The following is a 13,994-nucleotide window of genomic DNA, read 5'->3' as shown; positions in this document are numbered from 1 at the left end:
ATGCTATTTTTGTTAAACAGAGACCTTAACTAACAAATTATAAACTTATTATTAAGCCTTACAAATTGTAAGGCTTTTTTATTATTTTCAGCAAAATTTTGACTTCACTTGATTATGTTTAAACCTATAAAGGTTGTTTTTTGTCTTTCTTCCATTTTGTTCTGCGCGCAGCAAGCGTATAGTCAACAGTCTAAATCTATTTCGGGGTTTGTTAGGGACAGTATCAGCGGTGAGAATATTATTGGTGCCGTGATACGAAACGATGCGGAGGAAAAATCCACTGCGTCAAATAAATATGGTTTTTTTAGCTTGTCTGTCCGTGATGGCAGCAAAGGGATAGAAGTATCGTCGGTAGGCTATCGAACAAAAGGATTTTCTGTTTATCTGGATAAGGACTCCACTTATATTATTCAGTTGGTACCTGAGGAAAATCAGCTCGCCGAGGTTACCGTGACCGGAAATAGGCGCAAATCAATAAAGGATCTAACGCCTGGGCTTACGCAGTTTAGCCCTAAAGAAATCGAAAAAGTCCCTGTACTATTTGGAGAAAAAGATATTCTCAAGACCATACAGCTATTTCCAGGAGTAACCAGTGGTGGGGAAGGAAGCAGCAATTTTTATGTGCGTGGTGGTGGTGGCGACCAAAACCTGATTTTGCTGGATGAGGCTCCTGTCTATAACAGTTCCCATCTGTTCGGTTTTTTCTCGACCTTTAATTCCGATGCGATCAAAGACGTTAATTTCTACAAGGGTGGGGTTCCGGCTCAATATGGGGGTAAAATTTCGTCGGTTATGGAAATAACCACCTTGGATGGAAACAATCAGCACTTCAACGTAGAAGGTGGCTTGGGACTTATCGCCTCGCGTCTTAAATTGGAAGGACCTATTCAAAAAGGCAAGAGCTCATTTATGATCTCCGGCAGACGTACTTATGCGGATCTTTTCTTAAAACTTTCAAGTGATGAGAATATTAAGAAGAGTGCGCTCTTTTTTTATGACCTCAATGCAAAGTTTAATTATCGCATCAATGATAAGAATACACTTTACTTGTCTGGATATTTCGGTAAGGATGCAATGGCTTATCATGATTTGTTTGATTTCAATTGGGGAAATGCGACTGGAACCATGCGTTGGAACCATGTCTGGAGCAATAGGTTGTTTAGCAATACAACGTTAATTTTTAGTAAATTCAATTATCAGGTTAAGATTGAGGATGATAATAACTTTAAGATCCGCTCAGATATCTTTAATTACAATTTTAAGCAAGATTTTCAGTACAATCTTTCGGACCGTCACAATCTAAAATTTGGATTGCAGGCAGCCCTGCAGGAAATCCGACCGGCAAGTATCGAAGCGGGGGAAGATTCGAAGGTGAATTCATTGCAAATTCAACATCGTAAGGGTGTTGATGTTGCTGCATATCTAACCGATGACTGGTCAGTTACCGACCGTTTAAAATTAAACTTTGGACTGAGAGCATCCGCTTACGCAGCATTGGGACCGGGAACATTTTATACTTTCGATCCTGCTGGCGAGGCCGTGGATTCTACCTATGTAGGAAATGGCAAGTTGGGTAAAAAGTACGTCTATCTGGAGCCTCGCATTTCCTTAAACTACGCGATCAATGATTTGACAACGGTAAAGGCTTCGTTTAATACCAATGTTCAGTATTTGCATCAACTGAGTAATACGACCAGCAGCCTTCCTACCGATCAATATGTACTGAGCAATAATACAATTAAGCCGCAGTTATCCAATCAGTATTCGCTGGGTTACTTTCGGAATTTTGCATCCAACAGATATGAATTCTCTGTTGAAGGTTATTATCGAGATTTAAAGAACCAGATTGACTATAGGAATGGCGCCGATCTACAGGCAAATGAATTGCTGGAAGGGGAATTGCTGTTTGGAAAAGGTAGAGCGTACGGCATTGAATGGTTTCTGAAAAAGAGACTGGGGCGATTTAGCGGCTGGCTGAGTTATACTTTATCCAAAAGTGAGCGCCAATTTGAACAGATCAATGATGGTGCGTGGTTTAGTGCGCGGCAGGATAAAACCCATAATATAGCCATTGTGGCGCAGTATCAGTTAAATCCGAAGTGGAATTTGAGCGCCAATTTTGTCTACTATACAGGTGACGCCGTAACGATGCCCGCGGGGAAATATTTTGTTGACGATCGTACGATCTTCTATTACGATAAAAGAAATGGGCAGCGGATGCCAGCTTATCACCGCCTGGATTTGGCAGCAACTTATGATATTAAGCGAACAAAGAATAGCTACTCGAGCTTGTCGTTTGGTCTCTACAATGCCTATAACCGAAAAAATGCCTATTTGATCGACTTTAGAGAAAAAGAAGGACAATCCAATGTCACCGAGATTTATCGGATAGCATTATTTGGAGCGATACCATCGATTACGTGGAATTTTAAATTTTAGCAAAGTATGAAGAAGATATTAGGAGTTATAGCTGTTGCATTATTTACTTTAGGGAGCTGCGAAGACAAAATAGAATTGGAACTGCCCGAAAATACAGGTCAATTGGTTATCACCGCAGATTTGATGGTTTCGGATCAACAGCATGAGATTAGTATACAGCAGGTTGTAAGTATTAAAGACTCGCTGTTTTCTCCGATAACAGATGCAGAAGTGATCGTTAAGAATATGCAAAATAATCGCACTTATACGTTTCAAGCGGGGGCTGACGGGCTGTATACCTATAAGACATTACGGTTACAGGAGAAGGTCACTTACCAGTTGCAGGTAAAGACCGCTGATGGAAGGGAGATCCAAGGGGTATCAAAGGTTCCCAGCTATGTGGATGTGGATTCTATAGGGCTTTCACAGCGCATTATTTTTACTGATACCATTTATTATCCAACTCTCGTATTTGTTGACCCCCCGGAAAAAGGGAATTATTATAAGTATAAGATGTCGGTGAATGGAGGTAAACTACGTTTTATTGATGTCTTTAACGATAAGTATAACAATGGCTTAGAGGTGCAGCATGATATTGTCGACCGCGATAGAGATTTGAAAGTTGGTGATCGTGTGCGTATCCTACGTCAATGTATCGATGTAGGCGCCTACAATTACTGGAATAGTTTTCAAATGATTAATCCTGGTTCGGCTTCGCCATCTAATCCGATTTCAAATTTAAGCAACAATGCATTGGGGTATTTCAGTGTCAGTGTAGGTAAATATTATGAATCTGAGGTGACGTTTGCTAGAAGTAAACCTTAATCTATTCTCGAAAGCTGATAGTTATTTTTTAATAGAAATTCTATTGTTTTAGGGAGAACATATTCGACACGGGGAATGGCTTTGATATTATCATGAAAAATAATAACAGAGCCATTTTTAATGTTGGGCAAAACGTTTTCGAGGCATTTCTGGGGACTTAAATTCGGATCAAAATCACCCGACATAATATCCCACATGATCACACGGTATTTTTTATAGAGTTGACGGAGTTGGGATTTTGTTGCTCGGGCATAAGGCGGGCGAAAAAGATCGGTTTGGGTCAGTTCCTGGCATTTTGCAACATTTGCCAAATACTGCTCATCATTTGTCTCCCAGCCTTTGAGGTGATTGTAAGTATGGTTGCCCACCTGATGTCCTTCCGCTAAAATTCGTTGAAACAAATGTGGATTTTTTTTAATATTTTCACCAACACAAAAAAATGTTGCCTTCACCTGATATTTTTTTAGGATATCGAGTATAAAAGGTGTAATTTCAGGAATTGGACCATCGTCAAAAGTAAGATAGACTTTTTTTTCATGACGTGGCATGTTCCATATTGATTTGGGATATAGCCATCTAAGGAAAAATGGAGATTTGACAAAATACATAACCGATAAATGAAGTTCAAATCTAAAAAAAAATGTATGGTTCTACATATGGACATGAAAAGATTTTATTATTCTGCAGTAGTATTTACTGGGTTATTTCTTGGAACTAATGTTTTAGTTCAAGCCCAACAGGTTGTGGGGGTGGCCGAGGCCATTCGTATGACATTGGAACGGAACGTACAGATAAAGCAAGCGGCCCTGAACAAAGATCTTGCTGAGCAGGACCTGTTTCAGGCAAAAAGTAATTTGTTGCCAAACCTGAGTGCTACTGTGGATCAAAGTTTCCGTTATGGTTTTGGTTTCGATTTAACTTCTGGACGAATCGTTAATAACACTTGGACAAAAGGAACCAGTGGCTCCGTGGGATCTAGTGTCAACTTATTTCAGGGTTTTCAGCAGGTCAATCAGATCAAAGCGAATAAATTGCAACTGGAGTCTACAGCGACTCAGGTAGATAAGATCAAGAATGATCTCGTGCTCAATGTGTTGGTGAATTATTTGGAAGCAATAACCAATCATGAGATGATGGTTGCCAGTGAAGATCAGATTGCTTTATCAAAGCAACAATTTTCTTTGGACTCCATCCAATTTGCAGTTGGTAATAAAACAATTGCCGATCTTGCTAAGTCAAAAAATCAGGTTGCCACAAATGAACTGAACAAAGTTAATCTAAAAAATTCATACGAAATGTCTTTGTTGACCTTGAAGCAGTTGATGGAAATGCCTCCTGAAACCGTTATTTCTTTGGAACGCCCGAGTCTGGAAGCCATATTGGTTCATGCAGTGGATAAGAATGCCGTGGATGTTTACCAAAAAGCGCTCACCTTACAGCCCGATATTCACAAATCTGCATTGGATAAAGAGGTAGCATTGAAACAAATCGATATCGCGAAGGGAGGCTATTATCCTACACTCAATCTGAATGTGAGTTATGGAACGAATTACTCCTCTGCAACGACAAGACAAACCGATCCCTTAGATCCTGCAACTCTTTTTAGAGTGCCCTTTGGCCAGCAAGTATCGGATAATAAGTCATTTTTCACAGGTTTATCTCTTGCTATTCCTATTTTTTCGAGAAATCAGAATAAAGTGAATGTGGCCAAGGCAAAGATTGGTTTGAAACAGGCGGAGGCATCCGAGCAGTTGGCAAAAAATAACTTAAACAAGGCCGTTAATCAGGCTGTATTGGATGTGAATGCGGCCAAACAACGCTATAGCTCGGCTACTGTAGCATTTGAAAGTGCTGAAACAGCATTCAAGGCAACAAAGGAGCGTTATGATATTGGTATGGCGAATTCACTGGAATTGTTTACAGCTCAAACAGAACGAAATAAGGCCGAATTTGACCTTATTCAAGCAAAATATAACGTAATATTCAGATCGAAGATCATCGATTATTACCTTGGAAATCCAATTCAATTCGATAACAATTAATCTATTTGAACTAACAAAAGAAATGGCAAAGAAAAAACGTAGCATTGGAAAAATTATACTGATCATCGTAGTGCTCTTGGTGGTCCTTGGCTTCATAGGTTTTAAAGCTGGCTGGTTTGGAAAGGGAGAGATTACTAAAGTCGCTGTGGATGTCGTAAAGGAGGCCGATGTCGATGAATTAGTTTCTGCGAGTGGGAAGATTCAGCCTGAGGTGGAGGTTAAGTTGAGTTCGGAGGTATCTGGAGAGGTTGTTGAGCTTAACATTAAAGAAGGTGATTTTGTTAAAAAAGGACAGGTGCTCTGTCGCATCAAACCTGATATTTTGCAGTCTGGTTATGATCGTTCGGTTGCGGCAATGAATTCACAGCGGGCCAATCTCGCAGCTGCACAACAGCAATTAAAACAACAAGAAGAAAACTTCAAAAATGTTGCCGCTACCTATAAACGGAATCAGGAGCTTTTCGAAAAACGTGTTATTTCTGCTTCAGAAATGGATAAAAGTTCTGCCGAATATTTTGCTGCACAGGCTTCTATCCAAGCACAAAGGGAAACGGTACGTTCGACAAAATATGGCATTGACCAATCACAAGCGTCAGTAAAAGAAGCACAGGATAATTTGAATCGGACGACAATCTATGCGCCCTCAGATGGTATCATCTCGCTCTTGTCTATCGAAAAGGGAGAGCGTGTTGTTGGAACGGCGCAGATGGCAGGTACAGAAATTATGCGTATAGCCAATATGAGCTCGATGGAGGTTAATGTCGATGTAAATGAAAATGATATTAATAATGTAAGGGTAGGGAATCAAGCTGAGATCGAAGTCGATGCTTTTAAGGATAGGAAGTTTAAAGGTGTTGTGACGGAAATTGCTAGCTCGTCTAAAAATATAGCAACAACAACGACGACGACATCATCGACAGATCAGGTAACAAATTTTAATGTAAAAGTGCGCATCAGTGCAGAATCGTATCAGGACTTGATGAAAGAGAACGTTGCATCGCCATTTAAGCCAGGGCTTTCAGCAACCGTTCAGATATTTACAAAACATGATAAAGGGCTGGTTGTTCCGATTCAATCGGTAACTGTGCGTTCTGATGATAAAGATTCTACCAATACAAATAAGAAAGTGGAGGAGTATGTATTTGTCCTAAAAGATAAAACTGTTAAGCAGGTGTTGGTAAAGACCGGTATTCAGGATGATAAAAATATCATCGTTACCTCAGGGCTGAAAAAAGGGGATGAAGTGGTCTCTCGGCCATTTGATGCTATTTCAAAAACTTTAAAGGATGGTAGCCAAGTTGAAAAAGTGGACAAGTCAAAGTTATAAATCTCTTTGTAGATAATAATTAATAAAAAGGGAATTGTTTTTAATAATTCCCTTTTTATTTTCCTTATAATTTATTAAATTTAGATATCCCAATTTTTAGCGGCTTATGAAGAGGCTATTGGCTTATTTTAAATTTAATAAAACAGAACAAAATGGGTTTTTCATTATTTTGGTAATCATTGTGTTGTTTGTGACGATCTATGCTTTGATTAAAAGCAATACGCGCGATCCAATTCCCAATCAGGCCAAATTATTTGAACAATCCTTTCATGACTCTCTTGAGGTCTCTGGTCCGGTAAACAAACAGGAGGTCGAGGCAACCTATTCGACTAAAGACAAAAGTGCGGGGGCAATATCTGAACATTCGGTTTTGGAAGAGACCAAACTATTCTATTTTGATCCAAACAATTTACCACACGCTGATTGGCATAAGTTGGGGCTTTCTGATAAACAGATTGCGGTCCTGAAAAACTATGAAAAAAAAGGTGGAAGGTTTAGAGTAAAAACCGATCTGAAGAAAATTTACTCGATCAATGGCCGACTTTACAACAGATTAGAGCCCTACATTCAAATCAAAACAATGCCTGATTCAGCGCGAACAAAACAACAAAATAAAGCGCCTTTGCTTTACGATAAGTTTGAAAGAAATAAAGCCGAGCTTATCGATATTAATACCTGTGATACCACAGCATTAATCAGTCTTAAAGGGATAGGTTCGGTTCTATCCAAACGCATTTTGAAATATAAAGAGGTTCTTGGTGGGTTCTACCGCATAGAACAATTAAAGGAGGTTTATGGAGTTACAGCCGAGACCTATGACCAGATTAAAGACTATATTGTTGTAGCCAATTTAGATGGAATCAAAAAAATCAATATTAATAAGCTTGATGCAAATTCATTGGCCAAACATCCGTATCTTAGCCCTAAAGATGCGAAACTAATCGTCAATTATAGGGATCAGCATGGAAGTTATGTCAATATTGAGGACTTGACAAAAATAGGAACACTTTCAGATCTTGCGATTGCGAAGATTGCGCCTTATTTAATATTTGAGAATGATTCAAGATAAATTGAAACTGGAAATCCGGGATATTGTGGATTTTCCTAAACCTGGTATTGTCTTTAAAGATATTACCCCTTTGTTGAAAGATGCGGCATTGTGTAGCGAAATGGTTGATGCGATTATTGATCAATTGCAAGGCATAGAGATAGATGCTATTGCTGGAATTGAGAGTCGGGGTTTTCTATTTGGATTTTTACTTGCCAATAGGCTGGGCTTGCCTTTTATTCCAATCCGAAAACAAGGTAAATTGCCTTTTAAAACCGTATCTGAATCCTATGCACTGGAATACGGCCAGGCAACCATTGAAATCCATGAAGATGCTTTTGAAAAAGGAAGCCGTATATTGGTTCACGACGACCTTTTAGCGACAGGGGGTACCGTCGTTGCCGCCAGTAAACTTATTGAACGACTTGGTGGGGAGATTGTCGCCTACAGTTTTATTATCTCTTTGGATTTCCTTAAAGCGAAAGGACGGTTATCTAGGTTCAGTGATAATATCTTTTCATTGGTAAGTTATTAATTTTGAAATATACGATTTAGAGCAATTCACATGATACTTTTTGCAAACGCTAAACTAAATATTGGGCTGCAAGTCATTGCCAAGCGTACGGATGGTTATCATGAACTGAATAGCGTTTTCTATCCACTTCCGATTTACGATATTATCGAATTATTGGAAACGACTGCTGCGGAGACAACACTAAACATTCAAGGGGAACGTATCCCAGGGAATCTCCATGATAACCTTTGTATAAGAGCTTTTGAATTGTTGAAAAAAGATTATGGCATTCCACCCGTTTCCATTGATTTGGTCAAACAAATTCCGATTGGAGCAGGATTAGGCGGCGGTTCTGCGGACGCGTCTTTTGTTTTGAAAGGACTTAATACGCTCTTTCAATTGAATCTTACTGAAGAGCAGCTGGCGGGATACGCCGCAAAGCTAGGTGCCGATTGTCCTTTTTTTATCGCAAATAATCCTGTTTTTGCAACAGGTATTGGGACAGATTTTAAAGACTTAAATCTAAATCTGGATGGCTACCATCTTGTGGTAATTATGCCTAATATTCATATTTCTACGGCTGAGGCTTTTGCTGCTGTGCAACCTAAGGCACCCGAAGTTAATTTGGAAGAAGCGATTCGTTTGCCCATCCAAGAGTGGAAGTTTCATATTCGAAATGATTTTGAGGATGGTATTTTCGAAAGTTACCCCTTGTTGAAAGAAATCAAAGAAACTTTATATCAAAAAGGAGCAATTTACGCTTCTATGTCAGGGTCCGGAGCAGCCATTTATGGTATATTTTGGGAAAAGACAGATTTAAACGAACTTGCGAAATATGGCAAGATCTATCATCCGACCAAGCTTTAGAAGTAATATCGACTACTGAAAAAGGTGTTATGTATAGCTGTCCAAACAGGTATACATAACACCTTTTTTTATAATTAATATTCTTCTTCCACCTGATAGTTGATGAGTTCGCGAGCCTCGTTTAAGACCTTTTCTTTCCGTTCTTTTGTTAAGTTTAGGAGATCCAATTTCTCGGGATTACTCACGATATCTTTTACCAAAATAAGTTGATTTTTGAGCAGTTGCTGTTCCTCAAGGTCGGAAAGAGTTGTGAGACAAGTGACCGGATAGAAAACAGCTTTGTCTACTCTCTTTTTGATGCTATTTTCTTTTGGATAATCCCAAGAAAGCAAGTTGATATGATAGTATTTGGCAAAATCAATCGAGTCGGAGGTGAAGTATGCATTGGTAATCAGCCAGCCTTCTTGAAACTGCAGCTGTTTTCCAAAAAACTGATAATTGATATTGCTGATATCTTTGAATCTTGAAAGATAATACATGGGCGTCGTTACGGATATTTTTGCGTCAATATCGTTTCGAAATTTGCATTCGGCGGTGATCAGTTTACCGTCCTTATAGGCTACAACATCCAATTCATGGGAAACGGCATGTCCCTGTACGGTCTGTCCGGTGGTGCTTTCATATCCGATGGATCGCAGAAGGTGGGCAATGTATTTTTCGAAGTAGAAACCTTCAGGGCCAAGTTCACGCAGGGCTTTCTTAAGGCTGTAGCGAGCGGCGTAAGAATTTCGCACAGTTTTTAACGTATCAAAGGCCAGCTGATAGAGTTCTCTTGTTGAAATCCCATCATATATTTCGTTGAGTACCTTATCGTAGACCTGATTGACCTGGTCAGCATTGGCACCGGAACGAGAAAGCGAATGACGTAGCGATTCACCATTAAAGGGTACCAATTCACCAGAATATTTTTTGATTTGCATGTATCTCTAATTTGTTAAATACGAATATAAGAGATGTCGTCGGAGAAACAACATAAAAAACTATTATTCTATTCCTAAACTTTTTTAGGACACCATTTGTTTATAACATGTACGATAAATAAAATGGAGATAATTATGAGTAACCTACTAAACTTTGCATTTGATAAGATAAAAACAAAGATCGAAGACGATTGTATCGAAGAAAATATTGGCACCTCTGAGCGTGTTCTGTCGGTGATTGCCGGCGGATTCATATTGGGCTTGGGTGTTAAAAAACTTTTTAAATCACCACTGACTGGATTATCAGGATTGACCCTTGGCGGAGCGCTGATCTATCGCGGCGTAACTGGTCATTGTGATGTTAAGAAAGTGCTGGAAGATAAGGATATCAAAAAAGTAGAGGTGATTGAACACCGCTATTTTGTTAAATAACACAAAAAAAAGAGGCCAGTACATTTCATGTACTGGCCTCTTTTTTGTATTTATCTGTTTGAACAGGTGGGAATGATTATACATTAAAACGGAAGTGCATGATATCGCCATCTTGGACAATATATGTTTTTCCTTCCACCGATAACTTTCCAGCTTCTTTTACCGCATTTTCGGAGCCAAGTGAGACAAAATCGTCATACTTGATTACTTCAGCGCGGATAAACCCTTTTTCGAAATCTGTGTGGATTACACCTGCAGCCTGAGGGGCTGTAAATCCGTTCTCAATCGTCCAAGCGCGAACTTCCTGTACACCAGCGGTAAAATAAGTCGCCAAATTTAAAAGCGAATATGCAGCGCGGATGAGCTTATGTACGCCAGATTCTTCAAGACCCAAGTCGTATAAAAACATCTTTCGTTCTTCGTAGCTTTCCAGTTGTGCGATTTCAGATTCGATCTGTGCTGAGATAATCAATACCTCGGCTTTTTCATCCTTTACAGCTTCCTTAACACGTTCTACGTAAGCGTTACCTGTATTAACAGAACCTTCATCTACATTACATACATAAAGTACAGGTTTAGCCGTTAACAAGGCTAAATCCTGGATAAACTCAAAATCTTCAGCTTCAATTGCTGCTGTACGGGCGGATTTTCCAGCTTCAAGATGATCTTTGACGATTGATAGGATGTCAAACGTTCTTTTTGCATCTTTATCGCCGCCTGTTTTAGCCATTTTTTCTACCTTCTGGATACGTTTTACTACAGTGTCCAAATCTTTAAGCTGCAATTCGGTGTCAATGATTTCTTTATCTCTGATTGGATCTACCGAACCATCTACGTGGATCACGTTCCCATCGTCAAAACATCTTAAAACGTGAATAATAGCATTTGTTGTACGAATATTTCCTAAGAATTGATTGCCTAAGCCTTCACCTTTTGAAGCTCCTTTCACAAGACCGGCGATATCGACAATCTCGATGGTGTTTGGAACAATTCGTTGCGGGTTGACTAATTCAGCTAATTTATTGAGACGGGCATCCGGTACGGTAATTACCCCAACATTTGGTTCAATTGTACAAAATGGAAAGTTAGCCGCTTGCGCTTTCGCGTTCGACAAACAGTTAAATAATGTTGATTTACCGACGTTTGGTAAACCTACGATACCGCATTGTAAAGCCATATATAGTGCAAATTTTTGAAATTGCACAAAGATAGAAAATTCACTGTAATTTTTAGCTATCTTGTCGAATGGTTCATTGGTACAAAATTGAACATGCCGATTTTCTTAAAAATCAGGGCATCAGCGAACATAAATTTGGTGGAAAAATTATTTGTATTACCTGGTACGAAGACCAACTCTATGCTTTCTCGCCTAAATGTCCACATGCTGGGGCACCATTGAAAAATGGCTGGTGTGAACGTGGCAAAGTAATCTGTCCTTTTCATCGCCATGAATTCGATCTGGTGTCGGGAAGAGGTAATCCCGAACAGCATGATTTTATTCGCGTTTACCCCATAAAATTCGAAAACAACGATTATTATGTTGGCTTGGAATTAGGCTTCTGGGAGCGTTTATTTGCTTAAAAAGTAACGAAAGTATCATATCTCACCGCGTGAATCGTATATCTCGTTAGTAAATAAGTATATTTGCTGTCGAAAACAAATTAAAGACATGCAGGGGAAAAAGATTGGTATAATTGGTAGCGGAAGTTGGGCTACTGCTATGATCAAGATGCTATGTGAAAATGACCAAGACAAGCATATTTTTTGGTGGGTAAGAAAGGAAGAGGATGCAGAATATATTCAAAAATTCAAACATAACCCGACTTACCTGAGCAGTGTTTCGGTTGATCTTAGTATTACGACGATTGATACCGATGCTAAAAATGTAATTACTAATTCAGATATTGTCATTTTAAATACGCCTGCGGCCTATTTGAAGGATGCACTGGCCAATGTGACGAAGGAAGATTTTAGAAATAAAATTGTTGTTTCAGCCATCAAGGGGATTATTCCCAAAGATAATTTGATTATCGGTGAGTTTTTGGAGCAACGCTATGAGGTCGATATTGAACAGATCTGTGTGGTTGGTGGTCCCTGCCATGCGGAGGAAGTTGCCTTAGGCAAATTGTCGTATTTAACTTTCGGCTGTAAGAACCTGGATAGTGCAGCATTGGTTGCTTCCTTTCTGTCGTCAAGGGTTATCAAGACGATTCTTTCGGAAGATGTACTCGGAATAGAATTTGGTGCAGTATTGAAAAACATCTATGCGTTAGCTGGAGGTATCTGTCACGGCTTAGGTTACGGTGATAATTTTCAGGCTGTGCTGGTCTCCAATGCAATTCGCGAAATGCGTCGTTTTGTAGGTAAAGTAGATGGTGATACGTCAAGGGATGTGAATACTTCGGCTTATTTAGGGGATCTTTTGGTAACAGCCTATTCCCAATTTAGCCGAAATAGAACCTTTGGTAATATGATCGGAAAGGGCTACAGTGTACAATCTGCGCAGTTGGAAATGAATATGGTGGCTGAAGGGTATTACGCATCGGCATGTATTCAAGAGTATGCGAAAAAATATGCGGTGGAATTGCCAATATGCGATGCCGTGCATCAAATTTTGTATGAACACCTCCCTGCATCTAAAATTATTCAAGCATTGAGCGAAAAATTAACATAATAAAGTAGCAATAGAGTAGATGATAACAAAAGAAGCGATTGCTTTAGCTTATAAAGAAATTCAGGACGAAATATGTCAGGCGCTGGAGAAATTAGACGGATCGGCACGCTTTGAAGAAGAATTGTGGGAGCGTGAAGGCGGCGGTGGCGGTCGCACCAGGATCATTCAAAATGGTCAAATTTTTGAAAAAGGAGGCGTTAACTTTTCGTCTGTGTATGGCAAATTACCTGAAGCGATCAAAAAGTCATTTGCGGTGGAAGAAGATGATTTTTTTGCGACAGGAGTTTCCATTGTAATCCATCCAAACAATCCCTTCGTACCTATTATACACATGAATATCCGCTATTTTGAACTGAACGATCAGATTCGTTGGTTTGGCGGCGGTATTGATTTAACTCCGCATTATATCGATGAAGAGGATGCGCGTTATTTTCATCAGCAGCTGAAAGATGTCTGTGATAGACATGATTCTACCTACTATGAAAAGTTTAAAAATTGGGCGGATGATTATTTTTATATCAGACATCGCCAGGAAACACGTGGCATAGGAGGTGTATTTTACGATAAGTTGAATACTGAAAAAACGGGGGTGAGCATGGAAGATATTTTTGCTTTTTCCTGTGACCTTGGACGCACGTTTGCACCAACCTACACTGCATTGGTGGAGAAAAATCGACATAAAACCTTTACAGATCAACAGAAAAATTGGCAATTGATCCGTCGCGGACGCTATGTCGAATTTAACCTCGTATGGGATTCGGGGACTAAATTTGGACTTGAAACGAATGGTCGGATTGAGTCCATATTGATGAGTCTACCAGCCCAAGCCAATTGGGTATATGACTATCGTCCTGAAGAAGGCTCCGAAGAAGCCAAAACCTTATCTTTATTGCGAAAAGGTATTAACTGGATTTAAAAACATCGAAG

At 39.5% G+C, this 13,994-nt stretch carries 14 protein-coding genes; 11 read left to right on the top strand and 3 right to left on the bottom strand.

The features are described 5' to 3' along the window. Positions 1–114: 114 nt before the first annotated feature. Together B3H30_RS17065 and B3H30_RS17060 are read left to right on the top strand one after the other, a co-directional pair. Positions 115–2,439: a TonB-dependent receptor gene (locus B3H30_RS17065; RefSeq protein ID WP_070560867.1), complete on the top strand. Its 2,325-nt coding sequence runs from the start codon at positions 115–117 to the stop codon at positions 2,437–2,439. 6 nt (positions 2,440–2,445) lie between these two features. After that, positions 2,446–3,243, top strand: coding sequence for a DUF4249 family protein (locus tag B3H30_RS17060; RefSeq protein WP_286834699.1), 798 nt, complete (start codon positions 2,446–2,448; stop codon positions 3,241–3,243). Here B3H30_RS17060 and B3H30_RS17055 read toward each other — a convergent pair. After that, on the bottom strand, positions 3,240–3,791 hold the full coding sequence (locus B3H30_RS17055; protein ID WP_376746068.1) for a polysaccharide deacetylase family protein: 552 nt from the start codon (positions 3,789–3,791) through the stop codon (positions 3,240–3,242). The two genes, B3H30_RS17060 and B3H30_RS17055, sit on opposite strands and share 4 nt — an antisense overlap. Before the next feature lie 114 nt (positions 3,792–3,905). Here B3H30_RS17055 and B3H30_RS17050 point away from each other — a divergent pair, with 114 nt between their 5' ends. The 5 genes from B3H30_RS17050 (at position 3,906) to ispE (ending at position 9,041) form a co-directional block, all read left to right on the top strand. Continuing rightward, positions 3,906–5,285 carry a TolC family protein gene (locus B3H30_RS17050; protein ID WP_159332923.1) on the top strand — a complete coding sequence of 460 codons (1,380 nt, stop codon included), beginning with the start codon at positions 3,906–3,908 and terminating at the stop codon, positions 5,283–5,285. Positions 5,286–5,307: 22 nt separating this feature from the next. Next, positions 5,308–6,612: an efflux RND transporter periplasmic adaptor subunit gene (locus tag B3H30_RS17045; protein WP_070560902.1), complete on the top strand. Its 1,305-nt coding sequence runs from the start codon at positions 5,308–5,310 to the stop codon at positions 6,610–6,612. Positions 6,613–6,718: 106 nt separating this feature from the next. Further along, positions 6,719–7,681 carry a helix-hairpin-helix domain-containing protein gene (locus B3H30_RS17040; protein WP_070560859.1) on the top strand — a complete coding sequence of 321 codons (963 nt, stop codon included), beginning with the start codon at positions 6,719–6,721 and terminating at the stop codon, positions 7,679–7,681. After that, positions 7,668–8,195 (top strand): adenine phosphoribosyltransferase, encoded by a 528-nt coding sequence (locus B3H30_RS17035; protein WP_046676245.1) that lies wholly within the window; start codon positions 7,668–7,670, stop codon positions 8,193–8,195. The genes B3H30_RS17040 and B3H30_RS17035 overlap by 14 nt, the downstream gene beginning before the upstream one ends. Before the next feature lie 30 nt (positions 8,196–8,225). Next, the gene (ispE, locus tag B3H30_RS17030; protein WP_115048527.1) at positions 8,226–9,041 is read left to right on the top strand and encodes a 4-(cytidine 5'-diphospho)-2-C-methyl-D-erythritol kinase; all 816 of its coding nucleotides are present in this window, start codon (positions 8,226–8,228) and stop codon (positions 9,039–9,041) included. A 74-nt stretch (positions 9,042–9,115) separates the two neighbouring features. Here the strand turns inward: ispE and B3H30_RS17025 are convergent, their stop codons facing one another. After that, entirely contained in the window at positions 9,116–9,961 is an 846-nt protein-coding gene (locus B3H30_RS17025; protein ID WP_046676247.1) for an ATP cone domain-containing protein, read from the bottom strand. 135 nt (positions 9,962–10,096) lie between these two features. Between B3H30_RS17025 and B3H30_RS17020 the strand changes: the two genes are divergently transcribed. Next, positions 10,097–10,393: a YgaP family membrane protein gene (locus tag B3H30_RS17020; RefSeq protein WP_046676248.1), complete on the top strand. Its 297-nt coding sequence runs from the start codon at positions 10,097–10,099 to the stop codon at positions 10,391–10,393. 76 nt (positions 10,394–10,469) lie between these two features. Here B3H30_RS17020 and ychF read toward each other — a convergent pair whose 3' ends face one another. Then, entirely contained in the window at positions 10,470–11,570 is a 1,101-nt protein-coding gene (gene ychF, locus B3H30_RS17015; RefSeq protein ID WP_286834698.1) for a redox-regulated ATPase YchF, read from the bottom strand. Positions 11,571–11,638: 68 nt separating this feature from the next. Between ychF and B3H30_RS17010 the strand changes: the two genes are divergently transcribed. The 3 genes from B3H30_RS17010 (at position 11,639) to hemF (ending at position 13,983) form a co-directional block, all read left to right on the top strand. Then, positions 11,639–11,974: a Rieske (2Fe-2S) protein gene (locus B3H30_RS17010; RefSeq protein ID WP_070560851.1), complete on the top strand. Its 336-nt coding sequence runs from the start codon at positions 11,639–11,641 to the stop codon at positions 11,972–11,974. Between the two features lie 88 nt (positions 11,975–12,062). Continuing rightward, positions 12,063–13,067, top strand: coding sequence for an NAD(P)H-dependent glycerol-3-phosphate dehydrogenase (locus B3H30_RS17005; RefSeq protein WP_070560849.1), 1,005 nt, complete (start codon positions 12,063–12,065; stop codon positions 13,065–13,067). Between the two features lie 19 nt (positions 13,068–13,086). Beyond that, positions 13,087–13,983: an oxygen-dependent coproporphyrinogen oxidase gene (gene hemF, locus B3H30_RS17000; protein WP_070560847.1), complete on the top strand. Its 897-nt coding sequence runs from the start codon at positions 13,087–13,089 to the stop codon at positions 13,981–13,983. Positions 13,984–13,994: the final 11 nt, after the last annotated feature.

This window comes from Sphingobacterium sp. UBA7038, from assembly GCF_002494055.1.
Taxonomy (GTDB): Bacteria; Bacteroidota; Bacteroidia; order Sphingobacteriales; family Sphingobacteriaceae; genus Sphingobacterium; species Sphingobacterium multivorum.
This window is presented reverse-complemented; position numbering and strand designations above follow the sequence as displayed.